The organism is Pseudomonas sp. B21-051, assembly GCF_024748795.1.
Classification (GTDB): domain Bacteria; phylum Pseudomonadota; class Gammaproteobacteria; order Pseudomonadales; family Pseudomonadaceae; genus Aquipseudomonas; species Aquipseudomonas putida_A.
On record NZ_CP087166.1, the window covers coordinates 5,646,585 to 5,668,246 of the forward strand.

Annotated in this window: 17 protein-coding genes; 8 read left to right on the top strand and 9 right to left on the bottom strand. The window is 62.0% G+C overall.

Features of this window, described 5'->3' with window-relative positions:
- Positions 1-156: 156 nt before the first annotated feature.
- From LOY52_RS25495 to ilvD, 4 genes are all read left to right on the top strand, one after another.
- Positions 157-1,230 carry a SagB family peptide dehydrogenase gene (locus LOY52_RS25495; protein ID WP_258676999.1) on the top strand — a complete coding sequence of 358 codons (1,074 nt, stop codon included), beginning with the start codon at positions 157-159 and terminating at the stop codon, positions 1,228-1,230.
- Positions 1,227-2,204 (top strand): diiron oxygenase, encoded by a 978-nt coding sequence (locus tag LOY52_RS25500; RefSeq protein ID WP_258677001.1) that lies wholly within the window; start codon positions 1,227-1,229, stop codon positions 2,202-2,204. The genes LOY52_RS25495 and LOY52_RS25500 overlap by 4 nt, the downstream gene beginning before the upstream one ends.
- Positions 2,197-3,429 carry a multidrug effflux MFS transporter gene (locus tag LOY52_RS25505; protein WP_258677002.1) on the top strand — a complete coding sequence of 411 codons (1,233 nt, stop codon included), beginning with the start codon at positions 2,197-2,199 and terminating at the stop codon, positions 3,427-3,429. Before LOY52_RS25500 ends, LOY52_RS25505 begins: the two co-directional genes overlap by 8 nt.
- A 257-nt stretch (positions 3,430-3,686) precedes the next feature.
- Complete coding sequence (gene ilvD / locus LOY52_RS25510) at positions 3,687-5,528, top strand: dihydroxy-acid dehydratase (protein ID WP_007964170.1); 1,842 nt, start codon at positions 3,687-3,689, stop codon at positions 5,526-5,528.
- A gap of 196 nt (positions 5,529-5,724) precedes the next feature.
- Here the strand turns inward: ilvD and LOY52_RS25515 are convergent, their stop codons facing one another.
- Entirely contained in the window at positions 5,725-6,780 is a 1,056-nt protein-coding gene (locus tag LOY52_RS25515; RefSeq protein ID WP_097088939.1) for a phosphorylcholine phosphatase, read from the bottom strand.
- A gap of 241 nt (positions 6,781-7,021) precedes the next feature.
- Between LOY52_RS25515 and LOY52_RS25520 the strand changes: the two genes are divergently transcribed.
- A complete protein-coding gene (locus LOY52_RS25520) occupies positions 7,022-8,413 on the top strand; it encodes an L-cystine transporter (protein ID WP_258677006.1) in 1,392 nt (463 codons plus the stop codon).
- Between the two features lie 114 nt (positions 8,414-8,527).
- Here the strand turns inward: LOY52_RS25520 and LOY52_RS25525 are convergent, their stop codons facing one another.
- Positions 8,528-9,040 carry a dihydrofolate reductase gene (locus tag LOY52_RS25525; protein ID WP_258677008.1) on the bottom strand — a complete coding sequence of 171 codons (513 nt, stop codon included), beginning with the start codon at positions 9,038-9,040 and terminating at the stop codon, positions 8,528-8,530.
- Positions 9,041-9,125: 85 nt separating this feature from the next.
- Here LOY52_RS25525 and LOY52_RS25530 point away from each other — a divergent pair, with 85 nt between their 5' ends.
- Together LOY52_RS25530 and LOY52_RS25535 are read left to right on the top strand one after the other, a co-directional pair.
- Positions 9,126-10,499 (top strand): DUF2868 domain-containing protein, encoded by a 1,374-nt coding sequence (locus tag LOY52_RS25530; protein WP_258677010.1) that lies wholly within the window; start codon positions 9,126-9,128, stop codon positions 10,497-10,499.
- Positions 10,492-11,868: a GTPase/DUF3482 domain-containing protein gene (locus LOY52_RS25535; RefSeq protein ID WP_258677012.1), complete on the top strand. Its 1,377-nt coding sequence runs from the start codon at positions 10,492-10,494 to the stop codon at positions 11,866-11,868. The genes LOY52_RS25530 and LOY52_RS25535 overlap by 8 nt, the downstream gene beginning before the upstream one ends.
- Positions 11,869-11,981: 113 nt before the next feature.
- Here LOY52_RS25535 and LOY52_RS25540 read toward each other — a convergent pair whose 3' ends face one another.
- The 7 genes from LOY52_RS25540 to LOY52_RS25570 form a co-directional block, all read right to left on the bottom strand.
- Positions 11,982-12,536, bottom strand: coding sequence for a phosphonate degradation HD-domain oxygenase (locus tag LOY52_RS25540; RefSeq protein WP_408980413.1), 555 nt, complete (start codon positions 12,534-12,536; stop codon positions 11,982-11,984).
- Complete coding sequence (locus LOY52_RS25545; protein ID WP_258677014.1) at positions 12,536-13,669, bottom strand: TIGR03364 family FAD-dependent oxidoreductase; 1,134 nt, start codon at positions 13,667-13,669, stop codon at positions 12,536-12,538. Before LOY52_RS25545 ends, LOY52_RS25540 begins: the two co-directional genes overlap by 1 nt.
- Before the next feature lie 165 nt (positions 13,670-13,834).
- Positions 13,835-14,860, bottom strand: coding sequence for a putative 2-aminoethylphosphonate ABC transporter substrate-binding protein (locus LOY52_RS25550; RefSeq protein ID WP_103484310.1), 1,026 nt, complete (start codon positions 14,858-14,860; stop codon positions 13,835-13,837).
- A 47-nt stretch (positions 14,861-14,907) separates the two neighbouring features.
- Complete coding sequence (locus tag LOY52_RS25555) at positions 14,908-16,632, bottom strand: putative 2-aminoethylphosphonate ABC transporter permease subunit (protein ID WP_258677016.1); 1,725 nt, start codon at positions 16,630-16,632, stop codon at positions 14,908-14,910.
- Positions 16,632-17,708, bottom strand: a complete 1,077-nt coding sequence (locus LOY52_RS25560; RefSeq protein ID WP_258677018.1) for a putative 2-aminoethylphosphonate ABC transporter ATP-binding protein — start codon at positions 17,706-17,708, stop codon at positions 16,632-16,634. The genes LOY52_RS25555 and LOY52_RS25560 overlap by 1 nt, the downstream gene beginning before the upstream one ends.
- Positions 17,709-17,929: 221 nt before the next feature.
- Positions 17,930-18,793 (bottom strand): LysR family transcriptional regulator, encoded by an 864-nt coding sequence (locus tag LOY52_RS25565; protein WP_027610541.1) that lies wholly within the window; start codon positions 18,791-18,793, stop codon positions 17,930-17,932.
- Positions 18,794-18,809: 16 nt separating this feature from the next.
- On the bottom strand, positions 18,810-21,122 hold the full coding sequence (locus LOY52_RS25570) for a heavy metal translocating P-type ATPase (protein WP_258677020.1): 2,313 nt from the start codon (positions 21,120-21,122) through the stop codon (positions 18,810-18,812).
- A gap of 85 nt (positions 21,123-21,207) precedes the next feature.
- Here LOY52_RS25570 and cadR point away from each other — a divergent pair, with 85 nt between their 5' ends.
- A complete protein-coding gene (cadR, locus tag LOY52_RS25575; RefSeq protein ID WP_008088440.1) occupies positions 21,208-21,657 on the top strand; it encodes a Cd(II)/Pb(II)-responsive transcriptional regulator in 450 nt (149 codons plus the stop codon).
- Positions 21,658-21,662: the final 5 nt, after the last annotated feature.

Below are 21,662 nucleotides of genomic sequence, written 5' to 3' on the forward strand. Positions count from 1 at the left end.
GGAGTTCATACTTATGAAAGCAATTACTCTGGAAACCAACAAAATCGCAAACCTGGCCTTCCTGGTTGCGCCTAAAGCCCGCTAAGTGAGCCAGAACGCTGGGGAGTGCCGGCACCCCAGCGTTCTTTCGACCCTTTCCAGAGCGATCCATACAACATGCACATCAATCCTTATTTATTCATATTGCCGCGCACACCCGGACAAATAGTCTGGAATTATAAAGACCATACTCAGCATGAGCTGGACCTGACTTATTCTTGTCGACTTGCACAACTTATCAATAATCCGGAGCAATTCGACAGACGCAACATAATAGACTCACAACTTCTGAATGCGGGCATATTAACCGTTGCAAAAATAGACAGCCCGCAATGGGGCTGGGATGAGTTGTCGAAGATTTATCATATCGGCACCCAGAACATTCCCTGCGAACAGATACCCCAGAATATTCATGAGTGGTCCAGGCAATACCTGAACCATTGCAGCGCCGTGCTGACCACACCGGCACCCGCGCAGGATCGCCCGATCCCTCAAGACAAACCTCTGATCACCCTGCCCGCCTCTGCGGCCCTGACCGTCGCCAGCCTGGGTAATGTCCTGCGCCTGAGAAAAACCTGCCGCTCCTTTACTGGCGAAGCGATCACGCTCAATGACGTCGGTACACTGCTGTACCTCTCGCTGGGCTTTCTTCGCCATCGCGACAATGACCGCGACGAGAGCATCGCCGAAGGCCTCGGCGCCCGTCGCAGCAGTCCTTCAGGTGGCGGGTTGAATGCCTGTGAAGGATTTCTTCTGGCACGCAATATCGAGGGCCTGGAGCCGGGCATTTACGCCTATCACCCTGCAGAACATGCACTCAGCTGGGTCAATCCATTGCCCGCCCCCGCGCTGGGTCATTTGCTGGCGGGTCAGCACTTCATCAACAACCTGCCGCTGGGTCTGTTCATCACCGCTCGTTTCGACAAGCTCTGGTGGAAGTATGAACACTCGCGCGCCTATCGCATGGCGTTCATCGAGGCCGGTCATCTGTCGCAGACCTTTCAATTGGTAGCCACGGCACTGGGCCTGGGAACGTGGCTGACCGGGGCGTTTGCCGATCGTCAGGTCGAAGCCCTGCTCAAACTCGAAGGCAGCGCTGAACAACCGTTGTTCTTTGTCGGCTGCGGCGCCAGTGACGGTCAGGCGATGTGTCAGGAAATGCGTGACCTGTTGCAGGAGAAGCGAACATGAACGCGCCAACCGCGGATCAGCCTGAAGCGCCAGAGTCCTCGGCGCTTCGCTTCACCCTCGGCGATTGGGACAACCACGCTTCAGTACGCACCAGCCGGCACGACTACCAGTTACCCGCAGACCTGCCGTTGCAACTGCAAACCCGCTTCTGGTTTCCGCCGGCCTTCCTGCCGTACCTGTCCCACCCGGCCATCGAAGCCGCGGGCAGCAAGGTCATGCATCGGCTTGCGGCCAATCACCTGGTGCACTTCCTCGACTACACCACGCTGCTTGAACACCGCATCGTCAACCGTGCCGTGGAAACCATCGTCCACGGCGAGTTGCCCGCATACATTCCTTCACGGATGAAAACCGCCGCGCTGCAGCTCTATACCGACGAGGGTTATCACGCGCTGTTCTCTCATCGTCTGGCCGAACAGATCGCCGAACTGCATGGTTTCACCGGGCGTCCGCAGATACCGCTGCGCATTACCCGCCTGACCGGTCAGATTGCCCGAACACCGGAGAGCAAAAGACCGCTGGCATGGTTTCTGCTCGGTTTCGTCTCGGAAACCATCATTGCCCGGGAGCTGCTGGATGTATGTCGGGAAGCGTTGGTCAGCAGCGTGAATGACATGCTGCGCGACCACCTCGCTGATGAAGCGCGCCACAGTCGGTTTTTTTCCGAGGTTTTCCACTACCTCTGGCTGACCCTGAACAGCCGCCAGCGCGCCTTCGCGGCCAGAACCTTGCTGGAGACCCTCGCGACCTTCTTCGAAGTCGACGAGCAGTGGCTGCACCAAAGCCTGCGCCGTGCCGGCATAGGCGAAGGCGCAATCAAGGAAATCCTCGACAGCCTGACCAACGAACAGGCCAGCCGCCAGCGTGCCCGATCCGGAGCCACGGCTACGCTTGCTGCACTCGAAAAAGCCGGATTCTTCGCGCTTCCCAACAACCGCAAACTTTTCGCCAAGGCAGGACTGATCGATGCTTGAAGGAAGAACGGTGGTAACGACTCGACAACGACGCGGGGCGGTCAGTCTGCTTTTGGCCATGGTGCTGCTGGGGGTGTTTCCGCTGGATGTCCTGCTGCCATCGTTCCCTGCGCTGGCCGAACACTTCGCCAGCACTCCGACCGACATCGCCCTGTCGATCAGTCTGTTCGCCGTGGGCATTGCCTTTGCCCAACTGCTGATCGGGCCGTTGTCCGACGTTATCGGGCGCAAGGGCTTGTTGCTCGCCGGCATGGCTGTCTCGATCCTCGGCGCCATCGGCTGCGTAATGACCAGTGACTACACATTGTTCATGACTTTTCGCATCGTGCAGGCCATCGGTTGTGGCTGTTTCGTCCTGTCACAGGCGCTGGTGCAGGATCTGTTCGAGGGCGCCGAGCGTGATCGTCTGCGGATCCTGATGGTGACCGCCACCGGGATTTTCATCTCGGTCTCACCGCTGGCCGGCACTTTTCTGCAAGCGACCCTGGGCTGGCGCGGCAGCTTCTGGCTGTTCATCGTTTTGGCGGCAGTGGTGTTGCTCAAAGCCTGGCTGTTTCTGGAGGGTGGGCGGCCAGCCGTCAAGGCTACACCGCTCAACTTTCTCAGCGCCTATCGACGGGTGCTGGGGGATTTCGAGTTCGTCGGCTACTGGCTGATTTCGGCTTTCGCGTTCGCCTGCCACTTCTCGTTCATCGTCATTTCGCCGTTGATCTTCATGGATCAGTTGCAGCTGTCAGCCTACGACTTCTCGCTGATCCTGCTGATCTACGGTGCGGCCTATGTCGCTGGCGGGATCGTCGCCACACTGCTGAGCCGGCGAATCTCGCCCGGACAGCAAATGGTGGTCGGGCTGAGCCTGATCCTGCTGGCGGGGCTGGTGATGCTGTTCATGGCCAGGCACCTTGCGCTCTCGGCGGCCACGGTGCTGATTCCGATGTTGATCTGCACCGCCGGCACCACTATCACGCGCCCTGCAGCCACGTCGCTGGCCATGAGCCTGTTTCCCGAGAATGCCGGCACCTCGGCTTCGGCAGGCAGTACGATCATTTTCATTTGTGGTGGCTTGATCAGCGCCTTGATCAGCCTGAGCCCAAGTAACCTGCAAGCCACCCTCGGCTACTGTTTTGTCCTGCTCAGTTGCATCGCGCTGGCGTTGAACAAGCGGATCAGCCATCGCGCCAGCGTCATCGAAAACGACGCCGTCACGCCCTCTGGCAGCGATTGAGCCTGCCAGTCGTCATGCCATACGCACCGTCGGCACTGGAACAACGCTTTGCGCCATTCCCTCCAGACGCCAGCGGTGTAGAATCGGCTGATTCATCGCCATTCATCCCCCGGCGGGTTTATGAGCTCAGGCTGAGGCAAGCGGCGATCCCGCAAAGTCATCGGCAACATCCAGGACACACGGCCATTTCTGAGTGTTCCAGACGTCAATAGAAGCTCACTCCCTTTTGATACCTGATTAGCCGCCCGGAGTGCTCCATGCCAGATTACCGCTCGAAAACATCCACCCACGGCCGCAACATGGCCGGCGCCCGCGCACTGTGGCGCGCCACCGGGATGAAAGATGACGACTTCAAGAAGCCGATCATCGCCATTGCCAACTCCTTCACCCAGTTCGTGCCGGGCCACGTGCACCTCAAAGACCTCGGTCAACTGGTTGCCCGGGAAATCGAACGCGCCGGTGGCGTAGCGAAAGAATTCAACACCATCGCCGTGGATGACGGCATCGCCATGGGTCACGACGGCATGCTCTATTCGCTGCCGAGCCGCGAGATCATCGCCGACTCCGTCGAGTATATGGTCAACGCCCACTGCGCCGACGCCATCGTCTGCATCTCCAACTGCGACAAGATCACCCCGGGCATGTTGATGGCCGCTCTGCGCCTGAACATTCCGGTGATCTTCGTTTCCGGCGGCCCGATGGAAGCCGGCAAGACCAAACTCGCTTCCCACGGCCTCGACCTCGTCGACGCCATGGTGATCGCCGCCGACTCCAGCGCTTCTGACGAGAAGGTTGCCGAGTACGAGCGCAGCGCCTGCCCGACCTGCGGTTCATGCTCCGGCATGTTCACCGCCAACTCGATGAACTGCCTGACCGAGGCGCTGGGCCTGGCATTGCCGGGCAACGGTTCGACCCTGGCGACCCACAGCGACCGCGAGCAGCTGTTCCTGCAGGCCGGCCGCACCATCGTCGAGCTGTGCAAGCGCTACTACGGCGAAAACGACGAATCCGTGCTGCCGCGCAACATCGCCAACTTCAAGGCGTTCGAGAACGCGATGATGCTCGACATCGCCATGGGCGGTTCGACCAACACCATCCTGCACCTGCTGGCTGCCGCCCAGGAAGCCGAGATCGATTTCGACCTGCGCGACATCGACCGTCTCTCGCGCAGCGTGCCGCAACTGTGCAAGGTCGCGCCGAACATCCAGAAGTACCACATGGAAGACGTGCACCGCGCTGGCGGCATCTTCAGCATCCTCGGTTCGCTGGCCCGTGGCGGCCTGCTGCACACCGACCTGCCGACCGTACACAGTCGCAGCATGGAAGAAGCCATCGCCAAGTGGGACATCACCCAGACCACCGACGAAGCCGTGCATCACTTCTTCAAGGCCGGCCCGGCGGGCATCCCGACCCAGACCGCGTTCAGTCAATCGACCCGTTGGGAAACCCTCGACGACGACCGTGAAAACGGCTGTATCCGCAGCTTCGAACACGCCTATTCGAAAGAAGGTGGCCTGGCCGTGCTGTACGGCAACATCGCTCTCGACGGTTGCGTGGTGAAAACCGCCGGCGTCGACGAGTCGATCCATGTCTTCGAAGGCAACGCGAAGATCTTCGAAAGCCAGGACAGCGCCGTTCGCGGCATCCTCGCCGACGAAGTGAAGGAAGGCGACATCGTCATCATTCGCTACGAAGGCCCGAAAGGTGGCCCGGGCATGCAGGAAATGCTCTACCCGACGTCGTACCTGAAGTCCAAAGGTCTGGGCAAAGCCTGTGCGTTGCTCACCGACGGTCGTTTCTCCGGCGGTACTTCCGGTCTGTCGATCGGCCACGCTTCGCCAGAGGCTGCGGCCGGTGGCGCGATCGGTCTGGTGCAGGACGGCGACAAAGTGCTGATCGACATCCCGAACCGCTCGATCAACCTGTTGGTCAGCGATGAAGAACTGGCTGCGCGCCGGGTCGAGCAGGACAAGAAAGGCTGGAAACCAGTCGAACAGCGTCCACGCAAAGTGACCACCGCCCTGAAGGCCTACGCCCTGCTGGCGACCAGCGCCGACAAGGGTGCGGTGCGCAACAAGGCGATGCTCGACGGGCTGTAAGCTTTAGCGTCGAACACAAAAATGCCCCGCCAAGTGCGGGGCATTTTTTTGCCTGATGCTTGCAAACCCGATTCCCTGTAGGAGCTGCCGCAGGCTCGGGCCGCGATCGGACGATCTTTTGATCTTGTTTTTAAGAGCAAGATCAGAAGATCGCAGCCTGCGGCAGCTCCTACAGGGATTTCAGGGATTTCAGGGCTTACTGAATTTCCTCGGGTTTAACGATCACCCAGTTTTTGTCCGCCGTCACCGGCAATCCTTCCTTGGCCTGCGCCGCTGCGTGTTTGGCCATCATGCCGTTGAGCTGGGTCATGTATTTGTCCTTGCGGTTGACCCACAAGTGAATGCCGCCCTTGGCCACATCCACATCGTGGAACAGCATGTAACCGTCGCTGCTCGGGGTATCGCCGCCCACCAGCACCGGTTTTTTCCACTCGTCGATGTAGGTCAGAATCGCCGCGTGCTTGCCGGCCATCCAGGTCGCCGGGGTCCACAGGTACGGGGTCAGTTCGAGGCCGAGGTTGGCCTTCTCGTCATACTTGCCGGCGGTGATCTGCTTGCGCGCGGTCGTCAGCTCGCCGGTTTCACGGTTCTTCAGCAACGTGGTCACGCCGATCACGTTCTGCGGTTTGACGTTGTAGCCGTACTTCGGATCAGCCGCGACCATACGCACCAGTTCCTCCGAGGCGGCGGTCATCACATAGACCTCAATGCCGTTCTCCATCAGCTTGTTGTACAGCTCGGCTTGGCCGGTGAAGACTTTCGGCGGCTGCACGTCGATGTTTTTCACTACATCGCCTTCGTAGTAGGTCGCCGGCACCGGTTTGCCAGACGCCATCAGCTCATCGACGTAGCCCTTGAGTTCCTTGAGAGTGAAGCCGGAGAACACCTGCGCCACCCACGGGTAGCAGACCATGTCGTCGACTTCGCACAGGCGATAGTAGTAACTGAACAGGCTTTCCTTGTGGTCGGCGGTGTCCTTGAACGGCATCAGTTTCAGCGAGGGATCGAGTTTGTCGCGGGTGATCAGGCCCTTGTTTTCCATGAACGGCAACAACGACTCTTCGAGGTCGTAGCGGTAACTGGTGTTGTCCATGTCGAACACCGCGTAGTTACCTTTGTTGGCATTGGCGGCGATCATCGCGTCGAGTGCCTTGGCCTGATCCGCCGGCCAGTGCTTCAGGTCGGTGGCGAATGCGTGAGCGGCCAAGCCCAATCCAAGAACCACAGCGAGCATTTTCGGTGCGAACTTCATCGGCGTTTTCTCCCTGACTGAAAGACATCGACGCTAACAAATAAGTGTGACAGTCCTCGTCTGTCAGCGACCGCTTACGTCTCCTCAACGCCAGTTGCATTGCCGAGAGCGACAAGCGCTTATTCCAAAAACGACGGACAACCTGCGATTTCGGTATTAATTCATTGGAAATCAAACTGTTAGGCTTGCCGGTTCGCAGTTGCCCAAGAATGCGACTGGCACAAGTCTTATCGGAGTCTTCATGAATCTGCCGCTGATCCTCAATCTGCTGGTGTTCCTCGCCCTGCTCTTCGGTCTGGCGCAAACCCGCCACACGACGTGGAGCCTGGCGAAAAAAGTCCTGCTCGCGCTGGTGCTCGGCGTAGCCTTCGGCGTCGCCCTGCACACCGTTTACGGTGCCGGCAACCCGGTGCTGAAAGCCTCGATCGGCTGGTTCGATCTGGTCGGCAACGGCTACGTGCAGCTGCTGCAAATGATCGTGATCCCGTTGGTGTTCGCCTCGATCCTCAGTGCGGTCGCGCGTCTGCACAACGCCTCGTCGCTGGGCAAGATCAGCTTCCTGACCATCGGCACCCTGCTGTTCACCACCGCGATTGCGGCGCTGATCGGTATCGGCCTGACCAACCTGTTCGGTCTCACCGCCGAAGGCCTGGTCGCCGGCACGCAGGAAATGGCCCGTCTGCAAACCATCCAGACCGACTATGCCGGCAAGGTTGCCGACCTGAATGTGCCGCAGTTGCTGCTGTCGTTCATTCCGCAGAACCCGTTCGCCGACCTGGCGCGGGCCAAGCCGACCTCGATCATCAGTGTGGTGATCTTCGCTGCATTCCTCGGGGTCGCGGCGCTGCAACTGCTCAAGGATGATGTCGAGAAAGGTCAGAAAGTGATCAACGCCATCGACACCCTGCAAGCCTGGGTGATGCGTCTGGTGCGTCTGGTGATGAAGCTGACCCCGTACGGCGTGCTGGCGCTGATGACCAAAGTGGTCGCCGGTTCCAACCTGCAGGACATCATCAAGCTCGGCAGTTTCGTCGTGGTCTCGTACCTCGGCCTGGGCCTGATGTTTGTGGTACATGGCCTGCTGGTGTCGGCGGCCGGGATCAACCCGCTGCGTTTCTTCCGCAAGATCTGGCCGGTGCTGACGTTCGCGTTCACCAGCCGCTCCAGCGCGGCGAGCATTCCGCTGAGCATCGAAGCGCAGACCCGTCGTCTGGGCATTCCGCAATCAATCGCCAGTTTTTCCGCTTCGTTCGGTGCGACCATCGGCCAGAACGGTTGCGCCGGTCTGTACCCGGCGATGTTGGCGGTGATGGTTGCGCCAACGGTCGGCATCAACCCGCTGGATCCGCTGTGGATTGCGACGCTGGTGGCGATTGTGACTTTGAGTTCGGCCGGTGTGGCCGGGGTCGGTGGCGGCGCGACTTTCGCGGCACTGATCGTGCTGCCGGCGATGGGCTTGCCGGTGTCACTGGTGGCGCTGCTGATTTCGGTTGAGCCGCTGATCGACATGGGTCGTACGGCGTTGAACGTGAGTGGTTCGATCACCGCTGGTGCGATTACCAGCCAAGTGATGCAGCAGACGGATAAAGAACTGCTGGATGCGGATGAGCATGCGGAACTTGCTCAGGCCTGACAGCAACACAGTCTTGTGGCGAGGGAGCTTGCTCCCGCTGGGTTGCGAAGCGACCCCAACATCTTGGGCCTGCTGCGCAGGCCAGCGGGAGCAAGCTCCCTCGCCACAGGTTAATTAAGCCTTTTCCCAGACCTCGAAGTGGTACGCAGGCTTGTCGCCCTCAGCCGGATTCGGCACGTTCGACACCAGCGTCCACTGGTTCAGATCGAACTCCGGAAACCACGCATCGCCTTCCGGGCTCAGCGCCACTCGGGTCAGATACAAACGATCCGCCTGCGCCAGCCCCTGTGCATACAACTGCGCGCCGCCAATCAGCATCAACTCATCGACGCCCTGCGCTTTCGCCCATTCCTCGGCGCGAATCACGGCGGCTTCCAGCGACGGATACACTTCCGCCCCTTCCAGCAGCAGATCCGGCTGACGGCTGACCACGATGTTCAAGCGGCCCGGCAGCGGACGACCGAGGGAGTCCCAGGTCTTGCGGCCCATGATGATCGGCTTGCCGAGGGTCGTGGCCTTGAAGTATTTGAAGTCCCCCGGCAGGTGCCAGGGCATGCTGTTGTCGACGCCGATCACACGGTTTTCACCGAGGGCTGCGATCAGGCTGAGGGGGAGTGATTTAGTCATGCCGGCGAGGATACCAGAGCCTCGCTTGACCCGATAAGCGCCACAGCGGTTATGCTCACTGCTCAATCGAGCAACGGAATGGCGCGTGACTGAACTGACTCCACTGCAAAACCTCTGGTTGACGGAAACCATCCGCCTGCGCGAAGAACACGCAGGTCCCCTGGAAGATCTGGAAGCCAATCGTCTGGCCCGCGCGGCCGGCGGCGATCTGCCGAGCCGTATTCAGCGCCGGGCGGCGTGGCTGGCCGAGCGCGACGGGCTGAGTACGGCACTCAAGCACTGGCTGCAAGGCGCACGTCTGGCGCTGGTGCTGCTGGTGATTTTCGCGCTGCTGAGCGGCGCCGGTCTGGCCTTCGCCGCGCTGAGCCAGACACCGGTCAATGTATTCTGGGCCTTGGGCAGCCTGCTCGGATTGAACCTGATTCTGCTGCTGAGCTGGGCGCTGGGGCTGATCTTTGCCGGTGAACACGGCGCCACCCTCGGGCGCTTGTGGCTATGGCTCAGTGAAAAACTCGCCCGCGATGCCAAAGCCGCGCAACTCGCGCCGGCCCTGCTGCTGATGCTGCAACGCAAAAAACTCAATCGCTGGGCGCTCGGCACATTGGTCAACGGTCTGTGGTTGCTGGCGATGCTCAGCGCCCTGCTGTTGCTGCTGACACTGATGGCGACTCGGCGCTACGGCTTCGTCTGGGAAACCACCATTCTCGGCGCCGACACCTTCATCAACCTGACTCAAGCCCTCGGCGCGCTGCCGGCGCTGCTCGGCTTCAACGTTCCCACCGTGGAGATGATCCGCGCCAGCGGCGGCGCAGCGCTGGATATCGAAAGCGCACGCCAGGCCTGGGCCACCTGGCTGGTCGGCGTGCTGGTGGTCTACGGCGTGCTGCCGCGTCTGCTGCTGGCCGTGTTGTGCTTCTGGCGCTGGAGTCGTGGCAACGCCGCGCTGACCCTGGACTTGAACCTGCCCGGTTACGCCCAGTTGCGCGAACGGCTGATGCCGACCAGCGAACGCCTCGGCATCAACGACGCCGCGCCGGAGCAATTGCATCGGGTCGAAAGCAGCGTCAGCGAACACGCCAGCGAGGGTGCTTTGCTGGTCGCCATCGAACTCGACGATCAGCGCCCGTGGCCACCGGCCCTGCCGAAAACCGTGAGCAACGCCGGAATCCTCGACAGCCGCGAATCACGGCACAAACTGCTCGAACAACTCAGTCGTTTCCCCCCGGCGCGTCTGCTGATCGCCTGCGATCCACGGCGCTCGCCGGATCGCGGCAGCCTCGCGCTGATCGCCGAACTGGCGCGTAACACCAGCGCCACCCGCGTCTGGCTGCTGCAAGCGCCGCCCGGCGAAGCGCTGGACAGCGCCCGCCTCGGCGACTGGCACGTCGCGTTGCAACAACTGGAGCTGCCGTTCGCCGATTGCGCGCCGATGAACTGGCTGGAGAACGGTCATGACTGATGCCCGCAAAGCCCCGCTGAAACTCGCGGTGGTCGGTCACACCAACGTCGGCAAGACCTCGCTGCTGCGTACCCTGACCCGCGACGTCGGTTTCGGCGAGGTCTCGCACCGGCCGAGCACTACTCGACATGTCGAGGGTGCGCGGTTGTCGGTGGACGGCGAGCCGTTGCTCGATCTCTACGACACGCCGGGGCTGGAAGACGCCATCGCCCTGCTGGATTTCCTCGAGCGTCTGGAGCGCCCCGGCGAACGTCTCGACGGCCCGGCGCGACTGGCGCGGTTTCTCGACGGCAGCGAGGCGCGCCAGCGTTTCGAACAGGAGGCGAAAGTGCTGCGACAGCTACTCGCCTCTGACGCCGGTCTGTATGTGATCGACGCCCGCGAACCGGTGCTGGCCAAGTATCGTGACGAACTCGAAGTGCTGGCCAGTTGCGGCAAACCGCTGCTGCCGGTGCTGAATTTCGTCAGCAGCGCCAACCACCGCGAGCCGGACTGGCGCGAAGCGTTGGCGCGGCTCGGCCTGCATGCGTTGGTGCGGTTCGACAGCGTTGCGCCGCCGGAAGATGGCGAGCGGCGCCTGTACGAAAGCCTCGCGCTGCTCTTGGAAAACGCCCGGCCGCAACTGGAACGCTTGATCGCCGATCAACAGGCCCAGCGCCTCGCCCGCCAGCAAAGTGCGGCGCGTTTGATCGCCGAACTGCTGATCGATTGTGCGGCGTGCCGGCGCAGCGTGGTCAGCGACGCCGAGCAGGAACAGCAAGCCATCAGCGAACTGCGCAAAGCCGTGCGTCAGCGCGAGCAGAAGTGCGTCGAGGCGCTGCTCAAGCTCTACGCGTTTCGCCCGCAGGACGCGGCGGCCAGTGATTTGCCGTTGCTCGATGGACGTTGGGGCGATGACTTGTTCAACCCGGAAACCCTCAAGCAACTCGGCGTGCGGGTGGGCGGCGGGATTGCTGCCGGTGCCGCGGCGGGGGCTGGGGTTGATCTGCTGGTCGGCGGGATCACCCTTGGCGCTGCGGCATTGGCCGGTGCGATCGCCGGTGGCGCGCTGCAAACCGCGCGCAGTTATGGCAGCCGCTTGCTCGGCAAGATCAGGGGCCAGCGGGAGTTGACCGTGGATGACGGGGTGTTGCGGCTGCTGGCGTTGCGTCAGCGCCAACTGTTGCTGGCCCTCGATCAGCGCGGGCATGCGGCGATGGACGCGGTCCAGGTCGCCACCCCGCAGGACAAGACCTGGCGCGAGGGCAAGTTGCCGGATGCGCTGAGCAAGGCGCGGGCGCATCCACAGTGGTCGTCGCTCAATCCGCATGCGAAGTTGAATCAGGCGGAGCGGCAGGAGCAGATCGAGTTTCTGGCTGCAGATTTATAGCGCCTGATCTGGCCTCTTCGCGAGCAGGCTCGCTCCCACATTGGATCGTGGTCAGAACACAAAACCCTGTGGGAGCGAGCCTGCTCGCGAATGGCGCGACTCGGTGCCACGGCTTAAACCGCCAGCAGCCGCAGCGCTTTCTCCTTCAGCAAGCCCAGATCCATCACCGGCACCCCCATCTCCTTGGCCAGCTCATCCCACTGCCGCATGCGCAGACTGACCGCACACAACGGATCCCGCTCAAACACATCCGCCTCTGCCTCGGTCATCACCCCACCCTGATATTCCAGAGTCCTGCGACTCGCTTCACTCAAGCGCTCGAAATACCCCGGCTCACGCAGGGTCAGATACCGCTTGGCCTGCACGTGATACTCCACCAGCCGCGCCAGACGTTCGCTGAACCCCGCCTCACGCAAATAACCCGCCCCCAGCCGCTCGTGGCTGACCACGCCATAACCGCCCATGTTCTCGGCGCCTTCGGCACACAAATGGCCGATATCGTGAAAGAACGCCGCCAGCACCACTTCATCATCAAAACCTTCAGCCATCGCCAACTGCGCGGCCTGAGACATGTGCTCGATCTGCGACACCGGCTCGCCGATGTAATCGCTGGTGCCGAAGCGCTCATACAACCCGAATACCCGAGCGACGACTTGTTGGTGATCCATCAGATTTCCTCCAGCCACTGCGCGACATTGCGCTCGGCCAGTGCCGGGCCGACGCTCATGCCGACGCCGGTGTGCATCAACGCCACACTCAGCCCCGGGGCCGGGCGCAGCAACGAAAACGGCCCCGGCCCACGGGAACCATAGACGCCCTGCCAGCGCTCGAGCACCTGCACCTTGCAGCCCAGCGTGTGCTCGGCCAGTTCGAGCATCCAGTTGTCCACTTGCTCGGCATTGAACGGCGACGGATCGCTGCCGTAATGGTGCGAGTCGCCGATGATCAGCTCGCCATACGGCGTCGGACTGATCAGCAGGTGAATGCCGTTGTCGTGCAGATGTGGTTGTTCGCGCAGGATCTGCGCCTGCACCGCCGCCGCTTGCGGCAAATCGGCGAAGGCGCCGTAGTGCACGCAGCTCAGACCGGTGAGCAAGGCGTGTTGCAGATTCAGCTCGATCTGCGGTTTGGCGCGGAGCATTTGCAGGCGGCAGATCTGCGGGTCGAGCGCAGCAATCGGCTCGGCCAGCAGGGTCTGATAATCGTGGCCGGAGCAGACGATGATCTGCTTCGCCGTGTAGCTGCCGGCGGTGCTGTGCAGGCGCCCCGGTCCGACGTCGCGCACCAGCGTACTGAAGTGAAACTCGACACCGAGGTCGCGGCGCAGATAGTCGATCAACGCCGGAATCGCTTCGCGCGAGTACAGCTGTTGATCGTCCATGCCGTGCAGCGCCGCGCGGTGGTGGCTGAACTGACCGTGATACAGATCACGCAGGGCAGCGCCACGCAGCAAGGCCACGTTGTAACCGTGTTCCACGGCGCGGCCGTTGCAGAAAGCTTCGAGCAAGTGTTCTTCGGCTTCGCTGCGGGCGAACAGGTACGAGCCGTTGCGTTTGAGCTGCAGACCGGCGAGTTGCGCCCAGTCACCCCAGATCTCGCGGCTGGTCTTGGCCAGTTCAAGCATCGGCCCCGGTGGCTGACCGGTGACCAGCGCCTGACCGAAGTTGCGCACCGAGGCGCCGAGGGGCGTGGCGGTGCGTTCGAAAACGCTGACCTTGAGGCCGCGTTTGGCGGCAGCGTAAGCGTGGGACAGGCCGAGGATGCCGGCGCCGACGATCAGCAGGTCTTTGTGTTGAGTCATAAAAACAATCCCGCTGGTGTGGCGAGGGAGCTTGCTCCCGCTCGGCTGCGCAGCAGTCGTAAATTCAGCAGATGCGGAGTGCCTGACACTACTCGTTCGCAGAATTTGGGACCGCTTCGCACTCCAGCGGGAGCAAGCTCCCTCGCCACAGGAAATGTGAGTCGGTTATTTCGCGACGACTTTCTCGGACTTGCCGTCATAGCGCTTGCGCCACTCTGTGAGGATCTCGTCGCGATTCTTCGAGGCCCAGGCGAAGTCGTTCTTGATCAGGCGCTGCTCGTAGTCGGCCGGCAGTTCGGTCTGTGGCTTGGCGATACCCGGCTGGGCGAGGACGGCGAAGTTTTCCTTGTACAGGTCCATAGCCTCGGCACTGGCGGAGAAGTCCGCGAGTTTCTTCGCCGCTTCTTCATGCGGGGTGCCTTTGATCACGGCCGTCGCTTCGATCTCCCAGCCCAGGCCTTCCTTCGGCAGAATAATGTCCAGCGGCGCGCCCTGGCGCTTCAGCTGTACGGCTGGATACTCAAAGGAAATACCGATCGGGAATTCACCCGCCGCCGCCAATTTGCAGGGTTTGGAACCGGAATGAACGTACTGGCCGATGTTCTGGTGCAGACCATCCATGTAGGCCCAACCCTGCTTCTCGCCAAAGGTTTGCAGCCACGCGCTGACGTCGAGGAAACCGGTTCCGGATGACGCCGGGTTCGGCATGACGATCTTGCCCTTGTACTCAGGCTTGGTCAGGTCCTGCCAGCTCACCGGTTTGCTCAGGCCTTGCTTCTCGGCTTCGACGGTGTTGAAGCAGATGGTCGCGGCCCACACGTCCATGCCGACCCAGGCTGGCGGGTTGGCGGCGTCACGGTAGTTCGCGCCGATCTTGCCCAGATCCTTCGGTGCATAGCTTTGCAGCATGCCCTGCTGATCGAGGATCGCCAGGCTCGAAGCGGCCAGGCCCCACACCGCGTCAGCCTGCGGACGGGCCTTTTCGGCCAGCAGTTTGGCGGTGATGATCCCGGTGGAATCGCGCACCCACTTGATCTCGACGTCCGGGTTGGCCTTCTCGAACGCGGCTTTGTAAGCGGTCAGTTGCTCGGCTTCGAGGGCGGTGTACACCGTCAACTCGGTTTTTGCCGCGAAGGCATTCAGGCTGAAAGTAGCGAGCACAGCAGCGGCCAGGGCCATAGGCTTGAACATGATCGTTTTCCTGTCGGTGAGTTGAGGCTGTAGGGATAAATCGTCAATCAGTGACCGGGCGCGGTTTGCCGCCAGGCCTGGGAACGGCGCAGCAAGCCGCGCGAAGCCCACGCCAGCAGCAAGGACACGCCTGCCGAGGTGAACAGAATCAGGGTCGACATCGCCGCCGCGCCGCCGACGTTGCCGGCGTCATCCATGTTTAGCACCGCCACCGCCGCCAGGATGGTGTCGGGGCTGTAGAGGAAGATCGCCGCCGACACTGTGGTCATCGCCGAGACGAACAGGTAGCGCACGATGTCCAGCAGCGCCGGCAGGCAGATCGGCACGGTGACGCGCAGGTAGTGGCGGTACAGCGGCGCCTTGAGCGACAGCGCGGCGGCTTCGAACTCGGCGTCGAGCTGGCGCAGTGCGGTGGTCGCGGTCATTTGTGCGGTGGTCAGATAGTGAGCGATGGTGCAGACGATCAACAGGGTCATCGTGCCGTACAGCACGTGCAGCGGGTTGCCGCTGAGGTTGAAGAAGAAGACGTAACCCAGACCGAGCACCAGCCCCGGCACCGCCATCGGGATGAAACTGAGCATGCGCAACGTCAGGTTGAGGCCGCGTTGGCTGCGGGTTTTCTCCATCAGGTAAGCGCCAGTGAAAATCAGCACGCTGCCAATCAGTGCCGTGCCCAGCGCCATCTTCAAACTGTTGCCGTAGGCCAGCCAGCCACCGCCGGCAGTCTCGTTGAACTGGTAGTGATTGAGCGACAGCGACAGGTTGTACGGCCAGAACTTCACTAGCGAGGAGAACACCGCCATGCCGAAAACCAGCAGCAGCGCCGCACTGATCAACAAAACAATCGCCATGTAGCAGCCATCACGTAATTTCGACGGCGCCGGTTTGAACACTTGTGCACGGCCACTCATGGAATCACCGTGACGCCGACGCAACCAGGCATCGACGCCGAAGCTGAACAGCGCCGGCAGCAACAGCACCATGCCGATCAACGCCCCGCGTCCGAATTGCTGTTGGCCGACCACGGCTTTGTAGGCTTCCAGCGCCAGCACTTGATAGTCGCCACCGACCACCACCGGCACGCCGAAATCGGTGATTGTCAGGGTGAACACCAGACAGAACGCGGCGAACACTGCCTGCCGGGTCGCCGGCCAGGTGATGCTGCGGAAAGCCTTGGCCGGACTGGCGCCCATGCTCGACGCGGCATCAAACAGCCGCGCGTCGGCCAGCGACAACGCCGACAGCAGAATCATCAGCGCATGGGGAAAGGTGTAAATCACCTCACCGAGCACAATGCCCCAGAACCCGTAGATGTTGTCCGAGAGCAGCCCGCGCAGCATGCCTTGGTTGCCGAACAGATAAACCAGTGCAATACCCGGCAGCATCGACGGCGCCATCAACGGCAGCAGGGAAATCCCGCGCCAGATGCCCTTGGCCGGAATCAGGGTGCGTTGCAGGGCGTAGGCAAACAGGTAGGCCAGCGGTACGACGATGGCCGCGACGCTGAGGGAAACTTTCAGGCTGTTGCCGAGCAGCCAGTGGAAATTCTCGCTGGTCACCAGTTCTTTCGCCGCGAACCAGCCACCGCCCTGTCCGGCCTCGCTGCTGAAGCCACGCCAGAAGATCGCCAGCAACGGCAGCAACACCGCGACACCAAGCAGCAACAGCAGCAGGAGTTTGCCGCCGAGGACGAAGATCCGGTCACCGACCTCGGCACCGGACACTCGCCGCGCCTGCTTGTGCGGTAGCGGCAGTGCGATATTCGCGCTCATCAGGCGAACACCTGCAGGCTGCGCGGCGGCAAGGCGACCATGATCTGCTGGGCGCCAAGGCGTGGCATGGCTTCCGGCGCCAGTTCGGCGAGCAGCGCGTGGCCCGGCAGTTGATCGAGTTCGAAACTCATGCGGCAGCGGTTGCCGAGGAAAGTGATCTCGCGCACCTTGGCCGGGAACAGGTTTTCTTCGTGCACCGGCGGATTGACGTTGATCGCTTCCGGACGGCAGAACAGTCGGCCCGAAGCGCCGCTCACGCTGCCATCCGCCAGACGCACATCCATCCCGCCAACCCGGGCGTGACTGGCGCTGCTGCGCTGGAACGGCAGCCAGTTGCCCTGCCCGACGAACTCGGCCACGAACGGCGTGGCCGGGCGATTGTAGATTTCCTGCGGGGTGGCGTACTGCTCGACGCGGCCGTTGTTCATCACGGCGATGCGGTCGGCCATCAGCATGGCCTCGTCCTGATTGTGCGTGACCATCAGGGTGGTGATGCCGAGGTTGCGCTGCAGTTGGCGCAGTTCGGTGCACAGATGCTCACGTACCCGGGCGTCCAGCGCCGACATCGGTTCATCAAGCAACAGCAGCGACGGTGCCGGGGCCAGGGCGCGAGCCAGGGCCACACGCTGCTGCTGACCGCCGGACAACTGGCCCGGGTACTTTTTCTCACTGCCGGTGAGGCCGACCAGTTCCAGCATCTGCCCGACGCGACGGCGTACTTCGTCGCGACCACTGCCGGCGAGGCCGTAGGCAATGTTCGCTTCGACGGTCAGATTGGGGAACAGCGCGTAGGACTGGAACAGGATGCCGTAGTCCCGGGCTTGCGGTGCGAGGTGGGAAACGTCGCGATCACCGAGGTACAACTCGCCGCTGTCCTGTTTTTCCAGACCGGCGATGCAGCGCAGCAGCGTGGTCTTGCCGCAGCCCGACGGGCCGAGCAGACACACCAGCTCACCGGCCGCGACGTCGAGGGAGACGTTATCCAGTGCAGTGAAGGCGCCGAAGCGCTTCTGCACGCCGCGCACTTTCATCGGCGCACCGGGGTTGGTCAGGGCAGTTGCGATGGCAGGATTCATGGACAGACCTCATCAAGCAGATGGGGCCAATCCTAGAGTTGTAATGCGTCCGTCATGTGGCAGTAGGGCAAAAACGGCCGATAGTGGTATTCGGGGATTTTGGTTCAGATTCTGTATTGCCTGGTCTGACGCTTTCGCGAGCAGGCTCGCTCCCACAGGGAACGCATTCCAATGTGGGAGCGAGCCTGCTCGCGAAGAGGCCAGCAAGATAGATGGAGATCTCAGGCCGGGGACATTTCCTGCGCCAGTCCGAGGAACGCCGCCGGCAACCGCGCACCCTTGCGCTCCTTGAGGCAATACAGATACTCAGGAATCTGCGGCGCATTTTCGATGGTCAGCACCCGCAACTGCGGGTCATGCGGCACTTCCTGGCGGGCAATGATGCTGATGCCGATATTGCGCAGCACCGCCTCACGGATCGACTCGCGGCTGCCGATTTCCAGCAACGGGCCGAAACTGACCCCGGCGCTTTGCAGCAACTCCTCGGTCAAACGGCGGGTGGTCGAACCCGACTCGCGCATCAACAACGTATGCCCGGCCAGCGCACTCAACGCCACATGCTCCTGCGCCGCCAGCGGATGGTTGCGATGCACCGCCAGCACCAGCGGATCGCTGCCCAATACCCGGCGAATCAACCGCGCATCCTCAAGCAACTGCGACGACGCGGCGACATCGACCCGGTAATCCTCCAGCGCTTCGAGCACCTGCTGCGAGTTGCCGATCTCCACCGATACTTCCACCTGCGGCAGACGCTCGCGGAAGGTCTTCACCAGATCGAGGATGTAATACGGCGCAGTGGCAGCGATGCGCAACGTGCCCTGCACCTGACCGCTGTTGCGCAGGAAGAACTCGATGTCGGCCTCCTGCTGCAACAGTGCCTTGACCATCGGCAGCAACCGCGCGCCTTCGTCGCTGACACTCAAGCGTCGGCCGCCACGGTAGAACAGCTCCACCGAATACTGACTTTCCAGGTTACGGATCTGCGTGGTCACGGTGGGTTGGCTGAGGCCGAGCTTTTTCGCCGCCAGCGTAATGCTGCCCAGGCGGGCGACCATATAAAACGCTTTCAGCTCGGCACTCAGCACAACCATCCCTCATCGTTTATTTGCGCAGCAGGCGCAAACCATTGAATACCACCAGCAGGCTCACGCCCATGTCGGCGAACACCGCCATCCACATGGTGGCGAGTCCGGCGAAGGTTACCCCAAGAAAGATAGCCTTGATCACCAGGGCCAAGGCGATGTTCTGTTTCAGGATGCTCGCGGTGTCGCGCGACAGACTGATGAACGCGGGGATCTTGCGCAGATCGTCGTCCATCAGGGCGACATCGGCGGTTTCGATCGCGGTGTCAGTGCCGGCGGCCGCCATGGCGAAACCGATCTCGGCGCGGGCCAGTGCCGGGGCGTCGTTGATGCCGTCGCCAACCATGCCCACCCGATGACCCTGTGCATAAAGCGCTTCGATGGCTTGCAGCTTGTCGGTTGGCAGCAAGTCGCCCTTGGCCTGATCGATGCCGACCTGCGCGGCAATCGCCTGCGCGGTGTGCACGTTGTCGCCGGTGAGCATCAAGGTTTTCACGCCCAGCGCGTGCAACTGGCGGATCGCTTCGCGGCTGGACTCCTTGACCGTGTCGGCCACGGCGAACAGCGCCAGCGGACCAGAACTGTCGAGCAGCAACACCACGGATTTGCCCTGTTTCTCCAGCGCAAACAGCTTCTCTTCCAGTTGCGGCGAGCACAGGCCCAGCTCCTCGACCAGACGATGGTTGCCCAAGTGATAGGTCTGGCCGTTGACCTGGCCCTTCACGCCACGACCGGCCAGCGCTTCGAAGTTATCCACAGTCAGCACGGCGAGGTTTTTATCCACCGCGGCGTTGGCGATCGCCAGCGACACCGGGTGATCGGAACGCCCGGCCAGCGCGGCGGCGATTGCCGGAGCAGTGTCGTCAGCGGTCGGGTCGAGCGACAGGTAATCGGTCTGCACCGGTTTGCCGTGGGTGATGGTGCCAGTCTTGTCCAGCGCCAGATAATCGAGCTTGAAACCACCCTCCAGGTACACGCCACCCTTGACCAGAATGCCTTTGCGCGCCGCTGCCGCGAGGCCGCTTACGATAGTCACCGGCGTCGAAATCACCAGTGCGCATGGGCACGCCACTACCAGCAACACCAGCGCACGGTAGATCCAGTCGAACCACACTGCGCCCATGAACAGCGGCGGAATGATCGCCACCGCCAGCGCCAGGACGAACACCACCGGGGTGTAGATTTTCGAGAACTGATCGACGAAGCGCTGTGTCGGCGCCCGAGCCCCCTGAGCCTGCTCGACAGCGTGGATGATCCGCGCCAGGGTCGAGTTGTTCGCCGCCGCAGTCACCGAGTATTCCAGCGAACCGGCCTGGTTGATGGTGCCGGCGAAGACTTTGTCGCCCACGGTTTTCTCCACCGGCAGGCTTTCACCGGTAATCGGCGCCTGATCGATGGTCGAGCTGCCGCTGACGACTTCGCCGTCCAGCGCAATGCGCTCGCCGGGTTTTACCCGCACCCGGGCGCCGAGTTCGACGCTTTTGACCTCTTGTTCGATCCAGTTGCCATCAGCCTGCTGCACCGTGGCCTGTTCCGGGGTCATCTGCATCAGACCGCTGATGGCGTTGCGCGCACGATCCAGCGAGCGCGCCTCGATCAACTCGGCCACGGTGAACAGGAACATCACCATCGCCGCTTCCGGCCACTGCCCGATCAACACCGCACCGGTCACCGCGATGCTCATCAGCGCGTTGATGTTGAGGTTGCGGTTCTTCAGGGCGATCCAGCCCTTTTTATAGGTGGTCAGGCCGCCGCTGAGGATCGACACCAGCGCAATGATCGCCACCGCCCAGGTCGGCGCAGCGCTGGTGAAGTGGATCACTTCCGCCGCCAGCGCGCCGACACCGGACAGCGCCAGTGGCCACCAGTGTTTCTTCACCTGCGCCGGGGCCGGCGCTTCGACGCCCGCCTCCAGCGGTTCGGCGTGCATGCCCAGCGAGGTGATCGCCTCAGTGATCGGCGCGGTATCCGGCAGATTGTGGGTCACGCCGAGCACGCGGTTGATCAGGTTGAATTCCAGCTGCTGCACACCGGCGAGTTTGCCGAGTTTGTTCTGGATCAGCGTCTGCTCGGTCGGGCAGTCCATCGCTTCGATGCGGAAACTGCTCAGTCGGGCGTCAGCGCTGGTTTTCTCGCTCAGTTGCACCAACGCAGGCGCGGCAGCTGTCGAGCAGCAAGAATCTTCGTGCGAATGAACCGGTGCCGGTGCAACGGCTTTCGACCCGCAGCAGGAATCGCTGCCATGTTCGTGCTTATGCACAGGCTGCAGTTTATGGCTGTGGCTATGATCGTGCCCGTCGCCGGGCTTGTGGGTGTGCTGAGAGTCGCTCATCGGGTCGCGTCCATGAAGGTGCCTGTTGCCAAGTAAAGACCCTGTAGCCACTATAGGGTCAAGCACCCTTTTGGAGATTGCCGTCATGAAGATCGGAGAACTGGCCAAACTCACCGATTGCGCCGTGGAAACCATCCGCTATTACGAGCGCGAAAACCTGCTGCCGGAGCCGGCGCGCAGCGACGGTAACTATCGCGTCTACACCCAGGCGCATGCCGAACGCCTGACCTTCATCCGCAACTGCCGCACCCTCGACATGACCCTCGAAGAAATCCGCAGCCTGCTGGCCATGCGCGACAGCCCGCAGGATCAGTGTGAAAGCGTCAATACGCTGATCGACGAGCACATCCAGCATGTGAAAGCGCGGATTGACGGGTTGCTGGCGTTGCAGACACAACTGCTCGACCTGCGCCAACGCTGTGGCGAAGGGCCGGGGGCGGATCAGTGCGGGATCTTGCAGCGGCTGGAGGTGAGTGGCGGGGTTGTGGCGACGGAAGTCGAACACTCCCACGTAGGCCGCAGCCACGGCCACTAAGCGTT

Bases quoted from the DNA above. Each gene is read 5' to 3' on its own strand.
- LOY52_RS25495 (WP_258676999.1), top strand. From the start codon at position 157: ATGCACATCAATCCTTATTTATTCATATTGCCGCGCACACCCGGACAA.
- LOY52_RS25500 (WP_258677001.1), top strand. From the start codon at position 1,227: ATGAACGCGCCAACCGCGGATCAGCCTGAAGCGCCAGAGTCCTCGGCG.
- LOY52_RS25505 (WP_258677002.1), top strand. From the start codon at position 2,197: ATGCTTGAAGGAAGAACGGTGGTAACGACTCGACAACGACGCGGGGCG.
- ilvD (WP_007964170.1), top strand. From the start codon at position 3,687: ATGCCAGATTACCGCTCGAAAACATCCACCCACGGCCGCAACATGGCC.
- LOY52_RS25515 (WP_097088939.1), bottom strand. From the start codon at position 6,780: ATGAAGTTCGCACCGAAAATGCTCGCTGTGGTTCTTGGATTGGGCTTG.
- LOY52_RS25520 (WP_258677006.1), top strand. From the start codon at position 7,022: ATGAATCTGCCGCTGATCCTCAATCTGCTGGTGTTCCTCGCCCTGCTC.
- LOY52_RS25525 (WP_258677008.1), bottom strand. From the start codon at position 9,040: ATGACTAAATCACTCCCCCTCAGCCTGATCGCAGCCCTCGGTGAAAAC.
- LOY52_RS25535 (WP_258677012.1), top strand. From the start codon at position 10,492: ATGACTGATGCCCGCAAAGCCCCGCTGAAACTCGCGGTGGTCGGTCAC.
- LOY52_RS25540 (WP_408980413.1), bottom strand. From the start codon at position 12,536: ATGGATCACCAACAAGTCGTCGCTCGGGTATTCGGGTTGTATGAGCGC.
- LOY52_RS25545 (WP_258677014.1), bottom strand. From the start codon at position 13,669: ATGACTCAACACAAAGACCTGCTGATCGTCGGCGCCGGCATCCTCGGC.
- LOY52_RS25550 (WP_103484310.1), bottom strand. From the start codon at position 14,860: ATGTTCAAGCCTATGGCCCTGGCCGCTGCTGTGCTCGCTACTTTCAGC.
- LOY52_RS25555 (WP_258677016.1), bottom strand. From the start codon at position 16,632: ATGAGCGCGAATATCGCACTGCCGCTACCGCACAAGCAGGCGCGGCGA.
- LOY52_RS25560 (WP_258677018.1), bottom strand. From the start codon at position 17,708: ATGAATCCTGCCATCGCAACTGCCCTGACCAACCCCGGTGCGCCGATG.
- LOY52_RS25570 (WP_258677020.1), bottom strand. From the start codon at position 21,122: ATGAGCGACTCTCAGCACACCCACAAGCCCGGCGACGGGCACGATCAT.
- cadR (WP_008088440.1), top strand. From the start codon at position 21,208: ATGAAGATCGGAGAACTGGCCAAACTCACCGATTGCGCCGTGGAAACC.